At 62.1% G+C, this 19,741-nt stretch carries 22 protein-coding genes; 18 read left to right on the top strand and 4 right to left on the bottom strand.

The genetic code is table 11. The features are described from left to right. The first annotated feature begins 135 nt into the window (after positions 1 to 135). From AC1RT2_RS31555 to AC1RT2_RS31540, 4 genes are read left to right on the top strand one after another with little or no spacing between them, the layout of a single operon-like run. On the top strand, positions 136 to 534 hold the full coding sequence (locus AC1RT2_RS31555; RefSeq protein ID WP_069061292.1) for a DUF2325 domain-containing protein: 399 nt from the start codon (positions 136 to 138) through the stop codon (positions 532 to 534). After that, complete coding sequence (locus tag AC1RT2_RS31550) at positions 531 to 800, top strand: hypothetical protein (RefSeq protein ID WP_069057912.1); 270 nt, start codon at positions 531 to 533, stop codon at positions 798 to 800. Before AC1RT2_RS31555 ends, AC1RT2_RS31550 begins: the two co-directional genes overlap by 4 nt. Positions 801 to 814: 14 nt before the next feature. Beyond that, complete coding sequence (gene hmuQ, locus AC1RT2_RS31545; RefSeq protein ID WP_069057913.1) at positions 815 to 1,129, top strand: heme-degrading protein HmuQ; 315 nt, start codon at positions 815 to 817, stop codon at positions 1,127 to 1,129. Between the two features lie 2 nt (positions 1,130 to 1,131). Then, on the top strand, positions 1,132 to 1,497 hold the full coding sequence (locus tag AC1RT2_RS31540) for a bleomycin resistance protein (RefSeq protein ID WP_493108401.1): 366 nt from the start codon (positions 1,132 to 1,134) through the stop codon (positions 1,495 to 1,497). Between the two features lie 2 nt (positions 1,498 to 1,499). Here AC1RT2_RS31540 and AC1RT2_RS31535 read toward each other — a convergent pair whose 3' ends face one another. Both AC1RT2_RS31535 and AC1RT2_RS31530 read right to left on the bottom strand, forming a co-directional pair. Further along, on the bottom strand, positions 1,500 to 1,865 hold the full coding sequence (locus AC1RT2_RS31535) for a DUF423 domain-containing protein (RefSeq protein WP_493108399.1): 366 nt from the start codon (positions 1,863 to 1,865) through the stop codon (positions 1,500 to 1,502). A gap of 5 nt (positions 1,866 to 1,870) precedes the next feature. After that, positions 1,871 to 2,287, bottom strand: a complete 417-nt coding sequence (locus AC1RT2_RS31530; protein WP_444796663.1) for a group II truncated hemoglobin — start codon at positions 2,285 to 2,287, stop codon at positions 1,871 to 1,873. A gap of 135 nt (positions 2,288 to 2,422) precedes the next feature. Between AC1RT2_RS31530 and AC1RT2_RS31525 the strand changes: the two genes are divergently transcribed. The 4 genes from AC1RT2_RS31525 to AC1RT2_RS31510 all read left to right on the top strand — a co-directional run bounded on the left by AC1RT2_RS31525 (position 2,423) and on the right by AC1RT2_RS31510 (position 5,311). Beyond that, the gene (locus AC1RT2_RS31525; protein ID WP_069057916.1) at positions 2,423 to 2,983 is read left to right on the top strand and encodes a TetR/AcrR family transcriptional regulator; all 561 of its coding nucleotides are present in this window, start codon (positions 2,423 to 2,425) and stop codon (positions 2,981 to 2,983) included. 40 nt (positions 2,984 to 3,023) lie between these two features. After that, positions 3,024 to 3,365 carry a DMT family transporter gene (locus AC1RT2_RS31520; RefSeq protein WP_493108397.1) on the top strand — a complete coding sequence of 114 codons (342 nt, stop codon included), beginning with the start codon at positions 3,024 to 3,026 and terminating at the stop codon, positions 3,363 to 3,365. A 108-nt stretch (positions 3,366 to 3,473) separates the two neighbouring features. Beyond that, positions 3,474 to 4,259 carry a ThuA domain-containing protein gene (locus AC1RT2_RS31515; protein WP_493108395.1) on the top strand — a complete coding sequence of 262 codons (786 nt, stop codon included), beginning with the start codon at positions 3,474 to 3,476 and terminating at the stop codon, positions 4,257 to 4,259. A gap of 8 nt (positions 4,260 to 4,267) precedes the next feature. After that, a complete protein-coding gene (locus AC1RT2_RS31510; protein ID WP_493108393.1) occupies positions 4,268 to 5,311 on the top strand; it encodes a Gfo/Idh/MocA family protein in 1,044 nt (347 codons plus the stop codon). Here the strand turns inward: AC1RT2_RS31510 and AC1RT2_RS31505 are convergent. Further along, positions 5,308 to 6,324: a LacI family DNA-binding transcriptional regulator gene (locus AC1RT2_RS31505; RefSeq protein ID WP_493108391.1), complete on the bottom strand. Its 1,017-nt coding sequence runs from the start codon at positions 6,322 to 6,324 to the stop codon at positions 5,308 to 5,310. The two genes, AC1RT2_RS31510 and AC1RT2_RS31505, sit on opposite strands and share 4 nt — an antisense overlap. Before the next feature lie 358 nt (positions 6,325 to 6,682). Between AC1RT2_RS31505 and AC1RT2_RS31500 the strand changes: the two genes are divergently transcribed. The 3 genes from AC1RT2_RS31500 (at position 6,683) to AC1RT2_RS31490 (ending at position 9,114) form a co-directional block, all read left to right on the top strand. After that, positions 6,683 to 7,780 carry a hypothetical protein gene (locus AC1RT2_RS31500; protein WP_493108389.1) on the top strand — a complete coding sequence of 366 codons (1,098 nt, stop codon included), beginning with the start codon at positions 6,683 to 6,685 and terminating at the stop codon, positions 7,778 to 7,780. Positions 7,781 to 7,939: 159 nt separating this feature from the next. After that, the gene (locus AC1RT2_RS31495) at positions 7,940 to 8,434 is read left to right on the top strand and encodes a MarR family winged helix-turn-helix transcriptional regulator (protein ID WP_493108387.1); all 495 of its coding nucleotides are present in this window, start codon (positions 7,940 to 7,942) and stop codon (positions 8,432 to 8,434) included. Beyond that, positions 8,431 to 9,114 (top strand): GNAT family N-acetyltransferase, encoded by a 684-nt coding sequence (locus tag AC1RT2_RS31490; protein WP_493108385.1) that lies wholly within the window; start codon positions 8,431 to 8,433, stop codon positions 9,112 to 9,114. The genes AC1RT2_RS31495 and AC1RT2_RS31490 overlap by 4 nt, the downstream gene beginning before the upstream one ends. A gap of 53 nt (positions 9,115 to 9,167) precedes the next feature. Here the strand turns inward: AC1RT2_RS31490 and AC1RT2_RS31485 are convergent, their stop codons facing one another. Continuing rightward, entirely contained in the window at positions 9,168 to 10,493 is a 1,326-nt protein-coding gene (locus AC1RT2_RS31485; protein WP_493108383.1) for an MFS transporter, read from the bottom strand. Positions 10,494 to 10,784: 291 nt separating this feature from the next. On the opposite strand from AC1RT2_RS31485, the gene cyoA reads away from it, so the two are divergent. The 7 genes from cyoA to AC1RT2_RS31450 all read left to right on the top strand — a co-directional run bounded on the left by cyoA (position 10,785) and on the right by AC1RT2_RS31450 (position 19,337). Then, on the top strand, positions 10,785 to 11,909 hold the full coding sequence (gene cyoA, locus AC1RT2_RS31480; protein WP_493108381.1) for a ubiquinol oxidase subunit II: 1,125 nt from the start codon (positions 10,785 to 10,787) through the stop codon (positions 11,907 to 11,909). 68 nt (positions 11,910 to 11,977) lie between these two features. Next, on the top strand, positions 11,978 to 13,981 hold the full coding sequence (gene cyoB / locus AC1RT2_RS31475) for a cytochrome o ubiquinol oxidase subunit I (RefSeq protein WP_493108379.1): 2,004 nt from the start codon (positions 11,978 to 11,980) through the stop codon (positions 13,979 to 13,981). Between the two features lie 4 nt (positions 13,982 to 13,985). Continuing rightward, positions 13,986 to 14,606 carry a cytochrome o ubiquinol oxidase subunit III gene (gene cyoC / locus AC1RT2_RS31470; RefSeq protein ID WP_444796674.1) on the top strand — a complete coding sequence of 207 codons (621 nt, stop codon included), beginning with the start codon at positions 13,986 to 13,988 and terminating at the stop codon, positions 14,604 to 14,606. Then, positions 14,603 to 14,995, top strand: coding sequence for a cytochrome o ubiquinol oxidase subunit IV (gene cyoD, locus AC1RT2_RS31465; RefSeq protein WP_493108377.1), 393 nt, complete (start codon positions 14,603 to 14,605; stop codon positions 14,993 to 14,995). Before cyoC ends, cyoD begins: the two co-directional genes overlap by 4 nt. A 55-nt stretch (positions 14,996 to 15,050) precedes the next feature. Then, on the top strand, positions 15,051 to 15,767 hold the full coding sequence (locus AC1RT2_RS31460; RefSeq protein ID WP_493108375.1) for an SURF1 family protein: 717 nt from the start codon (positions 15,051 to 15,053) through the stop codon (positions 15,765 to 15,767). A gap of 271 nt (positions 15,768 to 16,038) precedes the next feature. Next, positions 16,039 to 17,724 carry an aspartate-alanine antiporter gene (aspT, locus tag AC1RT2_RS31455; protein ID WP_493108373.1) on the top strand — a complete coding sequence of 562 codons (1,686 nt, stop codon included), beginning with the start codon at positions 16,039 to 16,041 and terminating at the stop codon, positions 17,722 to 17,724. Positions 17,725 to 17,741: 17 nt separating this feature from the next. Then, positions 17,742 to 19,337 (top strand): bifunctional aspartate transaminase/aspartate 4-decarboxylase, encoded by a 1,596-nt coding sequence (locus AC1RT2_RS31450; RefSeq protein ID WP_493108371.1) that lies wholly within the window; start codon positions 17,742 to 17,744, stop codon positions 19,335 to 19,337. Positions 19,338 to 19,741: the final 404 nt, after the last annotated feature.

The raw sequence follows: 19,741 nt of genomic DNA, 5'->3' as shown, positions 1-19,741 counted from the left end.
GCGGGAGCACAGGAACCGACGATGGCGGCAGCGCCGGTCGTTGCTCCCAGGGTTGAAGTGCAGGTGCCACAGGCGCCGCGCAGCGTGGAAGTCACCAAAATCAAACGCCGGACCGGCGAAGCGGAGAGGAAGGCGATGCGCGAGAAGCACAGGCAGCAGCAGCAGGCCCGTCAGCCGGCCGATACGACCCCGAAGCCCGATAACAGCAAGGCGATGCTCGAAGGACGCAGCTTCCTCTATGTCGGCGGCCGGGATTGCCAGGTGGCGCATCTGCGCCAGATCGCCAGCTCCTATGGCGCGAACCTCATCCATCACGACGGCGGGTTGCGCGAGGCGGTTTCGCGCATCGACAATGTCCTGCCCTCGGTCGACTGCGTCTTCTGCCCCATCGACTGTATCAGCCACGATGCCTGCATCCGCGTGAAGACGGGCTGCAAGAAGTGGGAGAAGGCCTTTGTGCCCTTGCGCAACGGCAGCAAATCCTCCTTCGAGCGCGCCCTGCAGAGCATGAGCCAGGAAGGCACCACCCAGTGAATGACGAAAGACCCGAGGCCTTCATGATGATCGGCCTGCACAAGTTGGCCGCGCAGAACGGCGATGGCCTGATCCCGGAACTGTACGCCCTGCTCACGCGCCGCGCGGAAATGCTGGAAAGCGAGAATGTCACGGAGTTTCCGGTGGCAAGTGCCCGCCCACCGGCCCGTGTGCCGACCTTCGAAGGCGCGTCCGCTCTTGAAGCGCGCAACGACAATGTCGTAGCTTTCCCTGCGCCGCGTCGTCTGCGGCGGGATTCGCTCTGACATCGAGGTCATCCATGTTCTTCGCCATGAATCGCTTCCGGATTGCCGTCGGCCACGAAGAGGCCTTTGAAAATATCTGGAAGGGGCGGGATTCCAGCCTGGCGGATATGCCCGGCTTCCAATCCTTCCATCTGCTGCGTGGCGATACCAATGCCGAAGAGGGCTACACCCTCTTCGCCTCCCATTCCGTCTGGGCGAGCAAGGACGATTTCACCGCCTGGACGAAATCGGAAAACTTTCGGCAGGCGCACAAGAACGCCGCCGACAACCGGGCGATCTATCTCGGCCCGCCGAAATTCGAGGGGTTCAGTCTGGTGGAAGGCGCGTGAGCATGGCCGAGAATCCCAATCGCATCGAAGTGCTGCCGGTCCTGCCGTCGCTCGATATTCAGGAAACGTTCGATTTCTATACGACGCTGCTCGGGTTTAGCGAGGTCGTGTATCGGGTGGACGATTATCTCATCCTTCGCCGTCCAGACATGGAACTGCACTTTCGGCTGACCGACGACCGGACGCTTTGTGAACGCACTTCCGTCTATCTACGCGGCGGCGGTATCGGTGACTTGCACCGCGAATTCAGCGAACGCGACGTGCCAACGCTGACGCCGATGGCGGTGCGGGCATGGAATATGGAAGAGTTTTACATTCACGATCCGCACGGCAACCTGCTGCGCTTTGCCCGTATTCCGAAGGGCTGAGGTCAGCCTTTCTGTCGCGGCAGGAACGCGCCGAGCGCCACGGAAAGCCATCCCGCCATCATGATCACGCCGCCGGTCGGTGCCGACATCGGGAAGAGGCCGTGTCCCGCTGAATGACGCAGGACGAGATCGCCGGCGAAGATCGCGGTGCCGATCGCAAGCAGCAGGGCGGCGAGCGGCGCGGTGCGCATGGTGGGCCAGGCGGCATAGAGCCCGATCAGCGCCGGTGCATGGGCAAGGCACATGGCGGAGGCGCCGGCCATCAGGCGAGGATCGCTGCCATGCGAGGCGGCCGCCGCGGTAACGACACCGGTGAGACCCATCAGGCCGGCGACGAGCAGGGTCGCGGAGCGGAGCGAAAACGACATCGGGTTCATTCCTGGTTTTGCATATGGTGCGCAAGCCGTGTCACCGGTTCGAGGATGATGGCGCGCAGGCCCTCGCTCGGCACGGTCTCTTCCAGTGCGCGGACGAAGCAGAGCAGCCATTCGTCGCGCTCCGCCGGCCCGATCGGTGCCGCGAAGTGGCGACGGCGCAGCATCGGGTGGCCGCGTTTGTCGGTATAGAGCGGTGGACCGCCGAGCCAGCCGGTCAGGTATTCGTAGAGCTTTTCCTCACTGCCGGAGAGATCCGGCGGGTGGATGGCGCGACAGCGCGCCGCTTCCGGGAGGGTATCCATCAATTCGTAGAAACGGTGCGTCAGCGCCCGCACGGCCGCGTCGCCGCCGACCGCCTGATAAAGGGTGATCGTCTCGCCCTGCCGTTCCTGATTGTCGCCCGTATCGGCCATGCGCTTTTCCCGTTCCTCCGGTCTTAGCGCGCTGCGGGCGGGCGGGCAATGCCAGCCTTTTGCCTGCGACGAAGCGCGCAAACCGCTGCTTGCGCACCAGATTGACAGGAAACCGTCCAGACGGTATGTTTAGTCATGAGCAAGGCACATCACCGCAAGAAACACCCCGAAGCCGTCCGCCAGCAATTGCTGGAGGTTGCGGCGAAGCTGTCGCTGGAGAAAGGGCCTGCCAGCGTCACGCTCGACGCGGTGTCGCAGGCGGCGGGCGTCAGCAAGGGCGGCCTGCTGCACCATTTTCCCAACAAGCTGTCGCTGCTCGATGGCCTGTTCGGTGACCTCACGGAAAAGCTCGACCGGGCGATTGCCGAGAGGATGCGAGACGACGCAGAACCGAAGGGGCGCTTCACCCGCGCCTATGTCTCGGTCTTTTTCCAGCCGCACGGCATCGAGGATGGCGAGCAGTGGAAGGTTTTGACCATCGCGCTGATTTCGGAGCCGCATCTGCGCGAACGCTGGCGACAATGGGTGGAGCGATACCTTGCCGAAAATGTCGGCACGGATTCGTCACCTGAAGCGATGCTCGTGCGCTATGCCGTGGATGGCCTTTGGTTGGCCGACCTGCTCGGCTCGCCGACCATGGATTCCGACGAGCGTGCCGCCATGCTGGAGCGGCTGCTGACATTGTCGCGGTCCTGATCTCGTTACAAGTGGCGCCGTCATGCGCCGGAGCACTGCCATGAACCTCACCACCGTCTATGCCGTTCTCGTCGTCGCCATCGTTTTCGAGGTTCTCGGCACCTCGGCCATGCAGGCCGCCCAGCATTTCACGCGCGTCGTGCCGACCATCACGATGGTCGTCTGCTATGCCATCGCCTTCTTCTTCCTGTCGTGGAGCCTGCGCTACGTGCCGGTCGGCATCGCCTATGCGATCTGGAGTGGACTCGGCATCGTGCTGATCTCGCTCGTCGGCTATTTCGCCTTCGGCCAGAAGCTCGATCTGGCCGCCATGATCGGCCTTGGCATGATTATTGCCGGCGTTCTTGTGCTGAACCTTTTCTCCAAATCGACATTCCACTGATAGGGAGCCGGAATCGAGCGGCCCCCCGCTTGCCAAAAAGCGGGTCTGGTTCTATCGATTCCGTCGAATTGAAAGCGGTTTCAATTTACGGCTTTAGAGGAATGGCACATGGCAATACGCACCATCGTATGGGGTGAGAACATCCACGAGCAGACGAACGAGATCGTGCGCTCGATCTATCCGCGCGGCATGCACAACACGATCGCTGATGCGCTCAATAGCGATCCTTCGATCAAGGCCAGCATCGCGACCCTGCAGGAGCCGGAACACGGCCTGACCGAGCCGCGCCTTGCCGAGACGGACGTGCTCGTCTGGTGGGGCCACAAGGATCACGGCGCCGTCAGCGACGAGGTGGTCGAGCGTGTCGCCAAGCGTGTCTGGGAGGGTATGGGCCTCCTCGTCCTGCATTCCGGCCACTTTTCCAAGATCTTCAAGCGCCTCATGGGCACGCCCTGCGCGCTGAAATGGCGTGAGGCCGGCGAGCGCGAGCGTCTCTGGGTGATCAACCCGCGCCACCCGATTGCCGAAGGGCTCGGCGAGAACTTCGTGCTGGAAAACGAGGAAATGTACGGCGAGCAGTTCTCCGTGCCGGAGCCGTTGGAAACGGTGTTCATCTCTTGGTTTGCCGGCGGCGAGGTGTTCCGCTCGGGCATGACCTGGCGCCGCGGTGCCGGCAACATCTTCTACTTCCGCCCGGGCCACGAGACCTATCCGACCTATCATGACGCCACCGTCCAGAAGGTCCTCGCCAACGGCGTGAAATGGGCCTTCAACCCGCAGGGCACCTACGCCGCCATTCACGATGCGCCGAACGTGCCGGTCGAACAGGCACTCGAGCCGATCGAGGAGCGGGGTCCAAAATTGCATGAAGTCGGCGAAGCCGGTTACCGCTGAGGCCTGCCATGCGTCTTCTCATTCTTGGAACCGGCGGCATGGCCAACAATCATGCCGAACATTTCGCGGCGATCGAAGGGGTCGAGCTGGTGGGCGCCGTCGACGTAGACCCGTTGCGCGCAAAAGCCTTTGCCGATCAGCACGGCATCCCGAACGTCTTCACCTCGCTGGAGGACGCCATCGCCTGGGGTGGTTTCGATGCGGCCACCAACGTGACGCCCGACCGCGCGCATCATCCGACGACGCTCGCGCTGCTTGCCGCGGGCAAACACGTCATGTGCGAAAAGCCCCTGGCGGAAAACTACGCCAAGGCGGATGAGATGGCGCGGGCGGCTGAAGCATCCAGCCTCGTCACCATGGTCAACCTCACCTATCGCAATGTCGCGCCCTTGCAGAAGGCGCGCGACATGGTGCTTGCCGGCGAGATCGGTCGGGTGCGCCACGTCGAGGCGTCCTATCTGCAGAGCTGGCTCGTCTCCAAGGCCTGGGGCAACTGGGCGACCGAAAGCCAGTGGCTATGGCGCCTTTCCACCAAACACGGCTCGAACGGCGTGCTCGGCGACGTCGGCATCCATATTCTCGACTTTGCCAGCTACGGTGCAGCAAGCGATGTGGAGCACGTCTTCGCGCGGCTGAAAGCCTTCGACAAGGCGCCGGACAACCGGATCGGCGAATATGATCTCGACGCCAATGACAGCTTCGCGATGACGGTCGACTTCGCCAATGGCGCGCTCGGCGTCATCCATTCGAGCCGCTGGGCAACCGGCCATCTCAACGAACTGCGCCTGCGCATGCATGGCGAGAGAGGCGCGCTGGAGGTGGTCCATTCGACGGAGGGCTCGAGCCTCCGCGGCTGCCTCGGCGAGGATGTCGAAAAGGCCGTTTGGCGGGATATTGAGGCCGGCACGGTGCCGACCAACTACCAGCGCTTTGCAGCGGCAGTGACGGCCGGTGAGCAGGTCGAGCCGGGTTTCCGCCACGCTGCCGAACTTCAGAAGATCCTCGATCTCGCCATCGAGACTGAGAGGGAGCGACGGGAGCTGACGGTTTAGGCCGGAGCGGGGCCTGTTGAACCGCGCATGACGAAATCGACCTCCCAAACCTCCTGCAAGGCGTCAGGCAGTTCGCCTTGCAGGAGCCGCAACGTCATTTCACCGATCCGCTCGCCTGCCGCGCGGATCGAGGATTGCGTCGTGGTAACGGACGGCACGAGGTTTTCAGGGCTGAGATAGGGAAAGACGTCGTCATGCGCGATAAGCGAGACGTCGTGACCAAGCCGGAGGCCTGCAACGCGGATCGCCCGCATCGCGCCAAGCGCTGACATCATCGAACCGGCGATCACGGCCGTCGGCGGGGCGGGGAGGGCGAGGAAGGCTTGCATCAGGCGGAAGCCGGTTTCGTCGGTGAATTCGCCCTGGCCGATCAGCGCGGGTTCGACCGTGATACCGCGCACTTGCAGCGTCGAGCGGTAGCCGTTGTCCCGATCGCGGGCATAGGTACTGACCTTGTCTCCGTTGATCAGCGCGATGCGGCGATGGCCGTGGTCGACAAGATGCCGGATTGCCGTCTCGATGGCGCCGAAATTGTCAATGTCGAGGAAGGCGAAGGGTTTTGACGCTTCGCTGCGCCCGTGAACGATGAAGGGCAGATCCAGCGACTGCAACAATGCGATGCGCGGGTCCGCGCAGGCCGGCGTGTGCAAGATAACCGCGTCCACCCGTTTGCTTGCGGCAAATCCACGATAGGCGGCTTCTTCGTCTTCCAGGGTCTCGACGGTGGAGACAAGGATGTCGATGCCATCCTGTTGAAGCGATGTCGAAAGTCCGCCCATGAATTCGCTGGAATGCGGCCCGAAGCGCCCCCCACCCTGAAAGACGATACCGATGGCGCCGGCCCTTCCAGTTGCAAGCCGTTGCGCGCTGATGTTCGGCCGATAACCGAGCCGCTCGGCCGCCTCCAGCACGCGCGCCCGCGTCTCCGCCTTCACCTCCGGATAGCCGCTCATCGCGCGGCTCACCGTCGTCTGGGACAGGCCGATGAGGGTGGCAAATTCCTTGAGGTTCATCCTGCGTCCTGGGCGCGACCGGTGCTTTCCTTTGTCTTATGGACGCTCGGGCGCCCCGCGGCAAGCAAAGGGCGGGAAGGATGGGAAACCTGTATCTGCCGGCCAGATCTTGCGGCACTGCTCCAGCGCGGCACACGCGGACAATTCTCTATGGTTGTGAAATCCGCCTTGAAATTTGACAATAGCAAGTTAGAGTAAAATTATTAACGATAAGGTTGTGTCTTGGTGGTGCAGTTCGCCTGCGCGGCTTTGACGCTGAATGATAGCAGGCCCAAGGCAAGCAGCCTGGCTTGAGCGTTTTTGTTTTCGGGCTCGGACGGCCCGAAAGCGGTTTTGCAGTGATTTTCGGGAGAATATCATGCAGGCGGGCTCGGATATGCCGGCCGCAATGGGTCCGGCTGTGCGCTCGGACCTGCGGCTTGAAACACACGTCAAGTCCGCCCCCCGGACGGGCGAGCCGGCAAAAGGGGCGGATGCCCTCGGCTCCACCGGGCGCCCGCTTGTTTACTCGCGGCGTCAAACCGGTCGACGCCCAGCCTATCTGCGGATGATGGAGCGGTCGTTCGGTGCGCGGCGCGCGCGCGTTCGTGATCTCCTGTTCTCCCGGTCGCCGGTTTTGTTTCTGATGATAGAGGAGGCGTTCCTCCTCTATCTGGTGACCAGTCTGTTGCGGGCGCTGACCGGCCGGCGCACCGTCGGTTTGTTGCTCTGTCCGATGCCTCTGGTCATCTCCCCCCGACCGCTTGAGCGTTGCAAGAGGCTCGCCTTGCAATGGCTCAAGCGCTTGCCCCGCTGCCAGACGCTGACGATCGTTCCCTTCAGCGTTTTTCCAGCCTTTTCAAGCATTGCCAGCGGCTGGATCTATGATTTCCAGCTTTGGGACCTCACCGGTGAAGAGCGCGATGCGGTCAACACCCTGCGTCGCGAGCGTCATCCGCCCGAATGTGGCGTGGTAACGGCAATCGGGACGCAGAGCCGCCGCAAGGGCTTCGATCTCTTCGCCGACACCTATACGCGCTCATGCGACCTGCGCCGGCGCTTCCAGTTCATCGCCTGCGGCAAGGTCGCGCCAAGCGTTGCGGATTACGCGGCCGCCTTCTGCGAGGCGGGCGGTGTGGCGGTCGATCGTGCTGTTTCCGACTGCGAACTGCTGGGGGCTTACGCGGCGAGCGATGCGGTCTGGTGCCTTTATCCGCCCGCTGGCGATCATGCCTCCGGAATTCTCGGGCGCGCAGCGCAGCTGGGCATTCCGGTTGTCGTGCGCTACGGCTCGCTGGCGCATCGTCTCTGTATCGTGGAAAACATCCTGCATGTTGCGACGACGGCCGACCGGGTGGCGGAGCGTCTCGCCGACCCCTTGCCGCCGCGCGACGACAGGCGCGGCCGCATGATGGCGCTGCGTTTTGCCCGCGAAAGCGAGGCAACCTTGCGGGCGGCCTTCGGATTGGCGGGATAGCTGCGGCGCCGCATCGGGTTTGAGCGGCTTGGACGGCCCCGCTTCGTTCATCGCTGCCGGCCATGCGCGGCAGCCCGTCTTGTTGGCCAAGGCCCCAGTGATTCTTGACAAGCCACGCGTCGATAAATATAACGCGTTATATAACGTGGAACATATAATATGGCAGAAGATATCGTTCGTGCACTGGGCTACCTGTGTCTGGGCACCCGGCTGCGCCGCCTCGGCGAACAGGTGCAGGCGGAAACGCAGCGCATCATGGAGCGCTTGGATGCGCCGCTGCAGGCGGGCCAGTATCCGCTTCTCGCCGCAATCGACCGTCTCGGTCCGCTTTCTGTGGGGGAACTGGCGGAGACGCTTGGCATAACCCAGCCGGGCGTGACCCGGATGGCCGGCCTCCTTGCCGAAGCGGGATACCTGACAGCGCGCAAGGAGGCTGGCGACCAGCGCATCCGGCGCCTGGTGCTGACGGAGGAGGGGCAGGCACTGATCGCCCGCTCGAAACGGGATATCTGGCCGCTCATCGAAGCGGCCGTCCGGAGCGTTTGCGATCCGCTCGACGGCAGCCTGATAGACAAACTCGATCAACTGGAAGACGCCCTTGCCGAGGCGCCGCTCGATCGCCGCGCCCGGGCACTGGAAGGACAGCAGCCATGACCATGCTTCTCGACAGACCGATCTGGAGTGCGCTCGCCACCCGACATGCAGCACTCGCCGACGGGGCCGGTCACGCCCGCCGCTATCAGCCCGGCATCCTGCCGTTCGCGGCCGCGGAGAGTGACGACCCACAGGCCCTTGCCGACCTCGCCGAACTGGCACGCCCGGGTGAGACCTTGCTCTTCCTCCAGGCCGACCCGATTGTCGCGCCGGCTGGTTTCGAGGTGCTGACGACCGCGCCGGCCGTTCAGATGATCGCGGCTGCCGTTCCTTCCCCGCTGCAGGACGATGCTATCGTTCCGCTAGGGATAGCCGATGCCGAGGAGATGCTGGCGCTTGCGACCTTGACGAAGCCCGGACCGTTTTCCCTGCGGTCCCAGGAACTCGGGCGCTTCTGGGGCGTGCGCGAGGGCGGTCGTCTCGTTGCCATGGCCGGCGAGCGCATGAAACAGCCGGGCTATACGGAATTGAGCGGGGTTTGCACCCATCCCGACCATCGGGGCAGGGGCTATGCCCGCCGCCTCTCGCTGTATGTGGCCGCTCGAATCATCGAGGGCGGGGACCAGCCCTACCTGCACGCCTATGCCAGCAACATCGCCGCTATCGCGCTCTATGAGGCGATCGGCTTCACCTTGCGCTGCCCGATGCACGTCGCGGCGCTGCAAAGGCCCGCCGATTGATCATTGCCGCTCTCGGCGCCCGTCAGTCGGCGATCCTGTCGCCAACCGACGTTCTAGTGCTGGTCCAGCGTCCTTGTCAGCGTCAGCGCCGCAATCGTGCAGATCGCACCGGAGATCAGGTAGCCGCCGATGAAGATGATGCCGAAGCTGCTGGCGAGGCCGAGCGCCACGAGCGGCGCAAAGCCGGCACCGAGGAGCCACGCGAGATCGGAGGTCAGTGCCGCGCCGGTATAGCGATAGTACTGCGTGAAGCGCGACGAGACGGCACCCGAGGACTGGCCGAAGGTCAGGCCGAGGATGAAGAAGCCGATCAGGATGAAGGCATCCTGCCCCTTGCTGCCGGAATCGAGCAGGAAGGGCGCGGAGAACGAGAAGATCCCGATCAGGACGGCGCCGAGCATCAGCTCGTTGCGCCGGCCGATGCGGTCAGCGATGAAGCCGGACAGCACGATGCCGACCGCGCCGAGGCCTGCGCCCGCGACCTGCACCCAGAGGAACTGCGCCGCCGACTGGCCCCCGAAGAGCGTGACCCAGCTCAGGGGGAAGATCGTGACGAGGTGGAACATAGCAAAGCTCGCGAGCGGCACGAAGGCGCCGAGCACGACGTCCATGCTGTGTTTGCTGAGCATCTCGAAGATCGGCCGCGCCTGGAGTTCCTGCGCTTCCATCGCCGCGCCGAACTCCTTGCTGGCAACGATGCGCAGGCGCGCGAAGAGCGCCACGACGTTGATCGCGAAAGCGACGAAGAACGGATAACGCCAGCCCCAGGCGAGGAAATCGGCCTCGGATAGGTTGCTCACCATGTAGCCGAAGAGAATGCTGGCGAGCGCAAAGCCGATCGGCGCGCCAAGCTGCGGGATCATCGCATACCAGCCGCGGCGGTTCTCCGGCGCGCTGAGATTCAGCAGCGAGGCGAGGCCATCCCACGCGCCGCCTAGTGCAAAGCCCTGTCCTAATCGGAAGAGCGCGAGCAGCGCGACGGCCCAATATCCGATCGTCTCATAACCCGGCAGGAAGGCGATCGACGCGGTCGAGCCGCCGAGGATGACCAGTGCGGCCGTCAGCTTGGTGCCGCGGCCATAGTTGCGGTCGATCCACATGAAGACGAAGGAGCCGATCGGGCGGGCGATGAAGGCCAGCGGAAACAGCGCAAACGACATCAGCGTTGCCGCGACCGGATTGGGCGCGAAGGGGAAGATGAGCTTCGGGAAGACCAGGATGGAACCGAGGCCGTAGACAAAGAAGTCGAAGAACTCCGAGGTCCGGCCGATCACCACGCCGATAGCGACGCTGCCCGGCGACAGCGGCTTGTCGTCGTCATGCATGCGGCGGGCGTCTCGTTCGAGACCGGAGGACGATGGATTAGCGACCGAACTCATGAATTTCTCCGAGCGATGTGCGCCATGTCTTTCGAGTGTTGACTATTCGGCGTGCAATATCAAGAATTGGCTTGAACGTTCGAACACCATGCAGGTTCAGATGCTGACGCAAATGGCCCTTGACCCGCTTGGCAACCGATGGAATTGCGCTAGTTCAAATTTGTGGCCTCGAACAGTCATAAATTTCCTATCGCACTGCGACAGAATGCTGCGCTGCGACGAAGCACCTCATTTCCAAGCGCCGCCGTGCCCGAGTAATGCCGACTAGACAGAACGCAAGTTGAGGCCGCAATGCCCACGTCCTTCAGTTTAGCCCGACTATCGATCATCCTGCCGCTGATGCTCCTGACGCTGTCGGGGTGCAACATGGTCGTCATGTCGCCCTCCGGCGACATCGCCGCGCAGCAGCGGGACCTGATCGTCATCTCGACGATCCTGATGCTGATCATCATCATCCCCGTGATCCTGCTGACGGTGTATTTCGCCTGGCATTACCGCCAGTCGAACACGGCCGCCAAATATGATCCCGAATGGCACCATTCGACTGGCCTTGAAGTCATCATCTGGTCGGCGCCGCTTGCCATTATCATCGCGCTCGGCGCCATTACCTGGGTCAGTACCCACAAGCTCGACCCCTACCGACCGCTCGATCGCATCGACGCCGCGCGGCCCGTCACCGACGCGGTAAAGCCGATCACTGTCGAGGTCGTGGCGCTCGATTGGAAATGGCTGTTCTTCTATCCGGACTATGGCATCGCCACGGTCAACGAGATGGCGGCACCGGTCGACGTGCCGATCAATTTCAAGCTCACCGCATCCTCCGTGATGAACTCCTTCTACGTGCCCGCCCTTGCCGGCATGATCTACACGATGCCCGGCATGCAGACGAAGCTGCACGCCGTCATCAACAAGCAAGGCGAGTATGAGGGGCTGTCGTCGAACTACAGCGGCGACGGCTTCTCCCACATGCGCTTCAAGTTCCACGGGCTGGATCAGGCGGGCTTCGACCAATGGATCGCCCGGGTGAAGCAGGGCGGCACGATGCTCAATCGCGACGCCTATCTGAAGCTCGAAAAGCCGAGCATCAAGGAGCCCGTGCGCTACTTCTCCTCCGTCGAGGACGGGCTCTATGAGGCTGTGCTCAACATGTGCGTGCGCGCCGGCCAGATGTGCATGAAGGAAATGATGCATGTCGACATGATGGGCGGCGGCGGTCTCGAGAGCCACGAAAACAAGGCGAAGCTCGAGCACGACAACCGCCATGCGGATAGCGCCGGTGGCCATACCGAGGAAGCAGCACCCGGCGCAACCTTCCCGGAAACCGGCAACCCCGCGCGCAGCGAAGAGCCGGCCGAAGGCATCGAGGACCAGCAGGAGGAGCCGGCCACGATGAACCACGACATGCACAAGATGTAATGGGACGCCGCTGCACTCGCCGGTCCGGCGGGTGCGCAATGCCCTCACGAAACGATATTGGACAGCCCATGTTCGGCGATATCAGCCTCACGCAATTCATCTTCGGTCGGCTTACCCTCGAAGCGATCCCCTATCACGAGCCGATTCTCGTTGCGACCTTCGCGGTCGTGGCGCTCGGCGGCATAGCGCTTCTTGGCCTGGTCACGAAGTTCAAGCTCTGGGGCTATCTCTGGAACGAGTGGTTCACCAGCGTCGATCACAAGAAGATCGGCATCATGTACATCATCCTGGCGATCATCATGCTTTTGCGCGGCTTTGCCGATGCGATCATGATGCGCATCCAGCAGGCGATCGCCTTCAACGGCAACGAGGGCTACCTCAACCCGCACCACTACGACCAGATCTTTACCGCGCACGGCGTGATCATGATCTTCTTCGTGGCCATGCCCTTCGTCACCGGCTTCATGAACTATGTCGTGCCGTTGCAGATCGGCGCGCGCGACGTCTCCTTTCCGTTCCTCAACAATTTCTCCTTCTGGATGACGACGGGCGGCGCGATCATCATCATGATGTCGCTCTTCGTCGGTGAATTCGCCCGCACCGGCTGGCTCGCCTATCCGCCGCTGTCCGGCGTGGATTACAGTCCCGGCGTCGGCGTCGATTACTACATCTGGGGCCTGCAGGTCGCGGGCGTGGGAACCACGCTATCAGGTATCAACCTGATCGCCACCATCGTGAAGATGCGTGCACCCGGCATGACCTTCATGAAGATGCCGATCTTCACCTGGACATCGCTCTGCACCAACATCCTGATCGTCGCGACCTTCCCGATCCTGACGGCCACGCTCGCGCTGTTGTCGCTCGACCGCTATGTCGGCACCAACTTCTTCACCAATGACCTTGGTGGCAATCCGATGATGTATATCAACCTCATCTGGATCTGGGGCCATCCGGAGGTCTACATCCTCGTGCTGCCGGCCTTCGGAATCTTCTCCGAGGTGGTGGCGACCTTCTGCGGCAAGCGCCTCTTCGGCTATGCCTCGATGGTCTATGCCACCTGCGTCATCATGATCCTGTCCTATCTGGTGTGGCTTCACCACTTCTTCACGATGGGCTCGGGCGCCTCGGTCAACGCCTTCTTCGGCATCACCACGATGATCATTTCGATCCCCACGGGGGCGAAGATGTTCAACTGGCTGTTCACCATGTATCGCGGCCGTATCCGCTACGAGCTGCCGATGCTGTGGACCATTGGCTTCATGATCACCTTCGTCATCGGCGGCATGACGGGCGTCATGCTCGCGATCCCGCCGGCCGACTTCGTGCTGCACAATTCGCTGTTCCTCATCGCCCATTTCCACAACGTCATCATCGGCGGCGTGCTGTTCGGGCTGATGGCCGGCCTCGTCTACTGGTGGCCGAAGGCCTTCGGCTACAAGCTCGATGCGTTCTGGGGCAAGATGAGCTTCTGGTTCTGGCAGATCGGCTTCTTCTTCGCCTTCATGCCGCTCTACGTGCTCGGCCTGATGGGCGTCACTCGCCGCGTCAGCCAGTTCGAGGATCCGTCCCTGCAGATATGGTTCATCATCGCGGCCTTCGGCGCCGGCCTGATCGCGATCGGCATCGCCTCGTTCGTCATCCAGCTCGTCGTCAGCTTCCTGAAGCGCGACCAGCTGCGCTGCGACAGCGGCGATCCATGGGACGGCCGCACGCTGGAATGGTCGACCTCTTCGCCGCCACCGGACTACAATTTCGCCTTCACGCCCGTCGTGCACGACCATGACGGCTGGTACGACATGAAGAACCGCGGCTATGAGCGCCCGCTGACCGGTTTCAAGCCGATACATATGCCGAAGAACACCGGCACCGGTGTCATCCTCTCGGGTCTCAGCGTCGTGCTCGCCTTCGCGCTGATCTGGTACATCTGGTGGCTGGCGGCCGTGTCCTTCATCGGCATCATCGCGGTGTCGATCGCCCACACCTTCAACTACAACCGCGATTTCTTCATCCCCGCCGAGACCGTGACGGCGACTGAAGACGCACGCACCAAATTGCTTGCAGAACGGACCTGAGCTCATGAGCGCGACCCAAGTCCAGACCGACGAAAAACCGCAGTTCTACGTGACGGAAGAGCATCACCCGGAAAACAGCACCATGCTGGGGTTCTGGCTCTACCTGATGAGCGACTGCCTGATCTTCGCCGTGCTCTTCGCCACGCACGGCGTGCTCGGCCGCAACTATGCGGCCGGTCCGTCGCCGGCCGATCTCTTCGACCTCAACCTCGTCGCCATCAACACGGCGATGCTGCTGCTCTCCTCCATCACCTACGGCTTTGCAATGCTCCAGATGGAGCGCAACGCCAAGATGGAAACGCTGGTCTGGCTCGGCATCACCGGGGTGTTCGGCGCAGCCTTCCTGGGGCTGGAACTCTATGAGTTCTATCACCTGATCCTCGAAGGTGCAGGCCCGACGCGTTCGGCATTCCTGTCGTCCTTCTTCACGCTGGTCGGCACGCACGGCCTGCACGTCACCTTCGGCATGATCTGGCTGATCACGCTGATGGTGCAGGTGAAAAAATACGGGCTCAATCCCGAGAACCGCCGCCGGCTGATGTGCCTGTCGATGTTCTGGCACTTCCTGGACGTCATCTGGATCGGCGTCTTTTCCTTCGTCTACCTGCTGGGGGTCCTCGGATGAGCACGCACCACGAAAGCGCTTCTGACACCCATCACGCCCATAGCCACGGACACGAGGCCGGCCACGGCTCCTTCAAGGGCTACATGACAGGCTTCGTCCTCTCGATCATCCTGACGGCGATCCCGTTCTGGCTGGTCATGGCGGACGTGCTGGACAGCAAGCTCCTCACCGCCGTCCTCGTCATGGGCATCGCCGTCGTGCAGATCGTCGTGCACATGGTCTACTTCCTGCACATGAACCCGCGCTCGGAAGGCGGCTGGACCATGATGGCGCTGATCTTCACCCTCGTCATCGTCGGCATCGCGCTCGCCGGCTCCCTCTGGGTCATGCATCACCTCAACACCAACATGATGCCGATGACCCACGAGATGATGAAGAACATGCCCTGACGGGGTAGGGCAGGCCACGATGACCATCGAACGGCAACGGGAAGAGGAGGGGGCAATGTTGCCCTCCCGCGGCGCGCGCCGGGTGCTGACCGGCGCCTTGCTGCTGCTCGCCGTGGTCTTCGCAGCCCTCGGCACCTGGCAGATGCAACGGCTGCTCTGGAAGCTCGATCTTATCGAACGCGTGGAGGCCCGCATCCATGCCGAGCCCGTGCCGGCGCCGGCCCGCGGGACGTGGGATGCCGTCAACCAGGAAAAAGACGAATACCGCCGCGTCACTGCCACCGGCCTCTTCCAGCACGACAAGACGGTGCTGGTGCAGGCCGTGACGGAACGCGGCGCCGGCTTCTGGGTGCTGACGCCGCTGCGCCTTGCCGACGACGCGACCGTGCTGATCAACCGCGGCTTCGTGCCGGCGGACCGCCGCGATCCCACCGCCCGTCTGGCAAGTGAGATCGCCGCCGGTCCTGTCACGGTCACCGGCCTCCTGCGCATCACCGAGCCCGGCGGCGCCTTCCTGCGCTCCAACGATCCGGCAAATGACCGCTGGTTTTCCCGCGACGTCGCCGCCATCGCCGCGGCGAAAGACCTGAGCGATGCCGCCCCTTATTTCATCGACGCGGACGCAACGCCCAATCCGGGCGGCCTGCCGATCGGCGGCCTGACGGTCGTGACATTCCGCAACAGCCACCTCGTCTACGCCCTGACATGGTATGCCCTCGCCGCGATGAGCGCGGCTGGCGCCTGGTATGTCTATCAACGCCGGCTGGTTTAGAGTCACGCGCTGTCGCGAAGTATCCTTCGGATTTCAAACCTCTCGCGGTTCAGACTGGCCGATGAATGCCATTGGCAATGGTATCACGCGGCACACGGTGCCACATCTCAATTTGTCATTTTGGAACGTTGTAAATTTGTAAACCAATGGTGGCAACCTGGCGGTGAGAAGATGGCGATCGCCGCTAGACAGAATTGAAATAGTTTGCCTAATTGTGTTTTCGCTGCGTTGGGGACCGCCTTTGCTGGCAGTCCTATCGAAAGGAAACCGAATGGCCTTCCTCGCCGATATATTTCGCCAATCACCAGAAATCGCCTTGTTCCTTTCATTGGCCGTCGGATACTGGGTCGGTAAATTCCAGTTCGGAAAATTCCAGCTCGGCGGCGTTGCCGGATCACTTCTCGCGGCGGTTCTGATCAGCCAGGTCGGGATACAGATCGACAACGGCATCAAGGCGGTCCTGTTCGCACTCTTCATCTACGCCGTCGGCTTCGAAAGCGGGCCGCAGTTCTTCCGGTCGCTCGGCAGGCAATCGATTCGCGAGATAGTGATGGCTGCGGTCCTCGCCATCAGCGGCCTGGCCACCGTCGTCGTGCTCGCGAAGATCATGGGGCTGGACAAGGGCATTGCGGCGGGCATCGCGGCAGGCGGCCTTACGCAGTCGGCGATCATAGGCACGGCAGGCTCCGCAATCGAAAAGCTGGGGCTGGCGGCGGACGAGGCACAGCGCCTCCAGGCGAATGTGGCGATCGGATATGCCGTTACATATATTTTCGGCTCTTTCGGCGCGATCATCGTGTGCGTCAACATTCTTCCGTGGTTCATGAAGCGCTCCATCCGCGACGACGCCCTCAAGGCGGAGGCGGAGATGCTCAAGGGCGCGCATGTCTACGGCGTCGGGGAAGCGCCCGCATTGCCCGAACTGGTCGGGCGCGTGTACCGTATCGGGAAAGCGGCTGGAAAGTCGGTAAGCGAGGCGGAATCGCTCGCGACGGGCGGAGCCGCCACGATCGAACGCATCAAGCGCGGTGGCAAGATTATCGGCGTCGAAGCCGGGACAACGCTTCAAGCCGACGATCTCGTCCTTATCGTAGGACGCCGATCCGGTATCGTTGGCCTGGAAGACCAGCTTGGTGCAGAGGTGATCGGCGCCGAGGGGCTGGAGCTTGTCGTTACGACGCGCGATATCTCTGTGCGCGGCAAGGAGTTCGTGGATCAAACCGTCGCCCAGATACTCGCCGTCAGTGGTGAGCTGCGGCATGGAATCTATGTCCTTGCCGTCACGCGAGGCGGTAGCAAACTGGACATCACCAACGACACCGTCATCAAGGCGGGAGATATCGTCACCGTACATGGTGTCCAGGAAGACCTCCAACGTCTGGCGTCCCGTGTCGGCCCTGCAATTGTTCCAAGCGACAAGACCGACTTTGTCTTTCACGGACTGGGTGTCGCAGTCGGGTTGCTCGTCGGGCTTGCCGTCCTGCGCATCGGCTCGATCCCGCTGACACTCGGGTCAGGCGGTGGCGCGCTCATGGCCGGTCTCGTGTTCGGGTGGTATCGAAGCCGAAACATGACGCTCGGGAACATGCCGACAGCCGCCTCGACCTTGCTTCGGGACTTGGGGCTTGCGGGCTTCGTGGCAGTGGTCGGCCTCCAGTCCGGCCAGCAGGCCGTGCAGACTATCATGCAGAGCGGACTTTCCATATTCGCGGCGGGTGTTGTGGTCACGATCCTGCCGCTGATCATCACCATGCTCGTCGGCCGCTACATCCTGCGGTACGACAATGTCGCCGTGTTCGCGGGGGCGTTGACGGGATCGCGCAGCGCAAACCCGGCGTTCGGCGAAATCCTGGACAAGGCCGGGAATTCCGTGCCGACCACGTCCTTTGCCATCACCTACGCCCTGGCCAACGTGTTCCTGACTTTGCTGGGGCCGCTCATTGTCGCGTTCGTATAAAAGATCGGAGAAATGCAATGACCGACTACAGCCAGTTCGCCAAACTCAGCCCGTTCGAACTGAAGGACGAACTCATCAAGCTGGCATCGACCAAGACCGACGTGGTCATGCTGAACGCCGGACGCGGTAATCCCAACTTCCTCGCAACCTTGCCCCGGCGCGGCTTCTTCAGGCTCGGCCTGTTTGCCGCCACCGAGTCGGAACTCTCGTTCTCCTACATGCAGCAAGGCGTCGGTGGTCTGCCGCGCATCGAGGGGATCGAGGCGCGCTTCGAACGCTTCATCGCGGACAACCGCGATCAGGAGGGCGTGGACTTCCTGCGGCGCGCCATCAGCTACGTGCGCGACCAGCTCGGGCTTTCGGCATCCGACTTCCTCCACGAAATGGTCGAAGGCATCCTTGGGTGCAATTACCCCGTACCCCCTCGGATGCTGCGCATCAGCGAGGACATCGTCCGCCAGTACCTGATGAAGGAAATGGTGGGCGGACACATCTCCGCCAAGGACGTCGACGTGTTCGCGACGGAAGGCGGCACTGCGGCGATGACCTACGTGTTCGACACCTTGAAGAAAAACCATCTCGTGAAGAAAGGCGACAAGGTCGCCATCGGCATGCCGGTCTTTACGCCATACATCGAAATCCCGGAGCTTGCTGCCTACGCTCTCGAGGAAGTGGCGATCAACGCCGATCCGGAGGCCGGCTGGCAGTACCCGGACGCCGAACTCGACAAGCTCAAGGACCCGACGATCAAGATTTTCTTCTGCATCAACCCCAGCAATCCTCCGTCCGTGAAGCTGGACGAGCGAAGCCTGCAGAAGATTGCCGATATCGTGAAAAACGACCGGCCGGACCTGATGATCCTCACGGACGATGTCTACGGGACATTTGCAGACGATTTCAAATCGCTCTTCGCGATATGCCCGAACAACACAATCCTCGTTTACTCCTACTCCAAATACTTCGGCGCGACGGGATGGCGGCTCGGAACGGTCGCCCTGCACCACAACAACGTCCTCGACAAGGCGATATCGAAACTGCCAAGCGATGCGACGTCCGCCCTCGAAAAACGCTACTCTTCGATCGTCACGGACGTCTCCGCGCTTAAGTTCATCGACCGCCTGGTCGCCGACAGCCGCACCGTCGCACTGAACCACACCGCCGGTCTTTCCACGCCCCAGCAGGTCCAGATGGTCCTGTTCTCGCTGTTTGCGCTGATGGACGAACACGATAGTTACAAAGCCACGCTCAAACGCGTCATCAGGCGCAGGCAGGCGGCGCTTTACACCGAGTTGGGCATAGAGATGCCCGATAACGAAAACTCCGTCGACTACTACACGCTTCTCGACCTCGAAAAGATTTCGCTCCAGCTTTACGGCGAAGACTTTGCTGCTTGGGTGAAGAAGGAATTCTCTGCCAACGAACTGCTGTTCCGGATAGCCGACGAAACGGGAATCGTCCTGCTTCCGGGCAGGGGCTTCGGTACCCAGCACCCCTCCGGTCGCGCATCGCTGGCGAACCTGAACGAGTTCGAATACGCGTCCATCGGACGCTCGCTCCGCAAGATGGCGGACGAATACCATGCCGCGTTCCTCAAAAAGCAGAAAAAGAAATAATGCCACGACACCCGACCGTGACATCACCCGCGCGGTCGGGTCTCGACCAAGCCGAGTGAACTCGCTTGGCCATGGTCGACGTGGTTATCTCGGCTGTGACGGATTCCGTAGTTGTGCTGTCTATCTCGGGCTGCCTTGGCCGGAGTGACGACGTGTTAGAACCAACACCGACTACAGTGATCGAACCGCAAGACGTTCTGTTCTCCATGGAAGGCGCAATGCGGTGATATCGTCCGCCGGGACCGCGGGCATGGAGGCGCGTACCAGCGGACTTCACGATACCTCTCGCGCGCAAACCGGAAAGAAGTCTTCGGTCTGCGCATCAGGGGTAATCCTCCCGTTTTTAACGGGGCTCTACGGTAGAATTCACGCAGCCCTCTTCAGTTTTTGTGCGGGTGTGATGC

The organism is Shinella sp. GW821-FHT11G07, assembly GCF_058808115.1.
This window is presented reverse-complemented; position numbering and strand designations above follow the sequence as displayed.

What these genes read in the sequence shown, in the direction of transcription:
- AC1RT2_RS31495 (WP_493108387.1), top strand. Translation starts at nt 7,940, where the DNA reads ATGGCAGAAGATATCGTTCGTGCACTGGGCTACCTGTGTCTGGGCACC.
- cyoA (WP_493108381.1), top strand. Translation starts at nt 10,785, where the DNA reads ATGCCCACGTCCTTCAGTTTAGCCCGACTATCGATCATCCTGCCGCTG.
- AC1RT2_RS31520 (WP_493108397.1), top strand. Translation starts at nt 3,024, where the DNA reads ATGAACCTCACCACCGTCTATGCCGTTCTCGTCGTCGCCATCGTTTTC.
- AC1RT2_RS31515 (WP_493108395.1), top strand. Translation starts at nt 3,474, where the DNA reads ATGGCAATACGCACCATCGTATGGGGTGAGAACATCCACGAGCAGACG.
- AC1RT2_RS31485 (WP_493108383.1), bottom strand. Translation starts at nt 10,493, where the DNA reads ATGAGTTCGGTCGCTAATCCATCGTCCTCCGGTCTCGAACGAGACGCC.
- aspT (WP_493108373.1), top strand. Translation starts at nt 16,039, where the DNA reads ATGGCCTTCCTCGCCGATATATTTCGCCAATCACCAGAAATCGCCTTG.
- AC1RT2_RS31500 (WP_493108389.1), top strand. Translation starts at nt 6,683, where the DNA reads ATGCAGGCGGGCTCGGATATGCCGGCCGCAATGGGTCCGGCTGTGCGC.
- AC1RT2_RS31510 (WP_493108393.1), top strand. Translation starts at nt 4,268, where the DNA reads ATGCGTCTTCTCATTCTTGGAACCGGCGGCATGGCCAACAATCATGCC.
- cyoD (WP_493108377.1), top strand. Translation starts at nt 14,603, where the DNA reads ATGAGCACGCACCACGAAAGCGCTTCTGACACCCATCACGCCCATAGC.
- AC1RT2_RS31460 (WP_493108375.1), top strand. Translation starts at nt 15,051, where the DNA reads ATGTTGCCCTCCCGCGGCGCGCGCCGGGTGCTGACCGGCGCCTTGCTG.
- AC1RT2_RS31540 (WP_493108401.1), top strand. Translation starts at nt 1,132, where the DNA reads ATGGCCGAGAATCCCAATCGCATCGAAGTGCTGCCGGTCCTGCCGTCG.
- cyoC (WP_444796674.1), top strand. Translation starts at nt 13,986, where the DNA reads ATGAGCGCGACCCAAGTCCAGACCGACGAAAAACCGCAGTTCTACGTG.
- AC1RT2_RS31530 (WP_444796663.1), bottom strand. Translation starts at nt 2,287, where the DNA reads ATGGCCGATACGGGCGACAATCAGGAACGGCAGGGCGAGACGATCACC.
- AC1RT2_RS31505 (WP_493108391.1), bottom strand. Translation starts at nt 6,324, where the DNA reads ATGAACCTCAAGGAATTTGCCACCCTCATCGGCCTGTCCCAGACGACG.
- cyoB (WP_493108379.1), top strand. Translation starts at nt 11,978, where the DNA reads ATGTTCGGCGATATCAGCCTCACGCAATTCATCTTCGGTCGGCTTACC.
- AC1RT2_RS31490 (WP_493108385.1), top strand. Translation starts at nt 8,431, where the DNA reads ATGACCATGCTTCTCGACAGACCGATCTGGAGTGCGCTCGCCACCCGA.
- AC1RT2_RS31535 (WP_493108399.1), bottom strand. Translation starts at nt 1,865, where the DNA reads ATGTCGTTTTCGCTCCGCTCCGCGACCCTGCTCGTCGCCGGCCTGATG.
- AC1RT2_RS31450 (WP_493108371.1), top strand. Translation starts at nt 17,742, where the DNA reads ATGACCGACTACAGCCAGTTCGCCAAACTCAGCCCGTTCGAACTGAAG.
- AC1RT2_RS31555 (WP_069061292.1), top strand. Translation starts at nt 136, where the DNA reads ATGCGCGAGAAGCACAGGCAGCAGCAGCAGGCCCGTCAGCCGGCCGAT.
- hmuQ (WP_069057913.1), top strand. Translation starts at nt 815, where the DNA reads ATGTTCTTCGCCATGAATCGCTTCCGGATTGCCGTCGGCCACGAAGAG.
- AC1RT2_RS31525 (WP_069057916.1), top strand. Translation starts at nt 2,423, where the DNA reads ATGAGCAAGGCACATCACCGCAAGAAACACCCCGAAGCCGTCCGCCAG.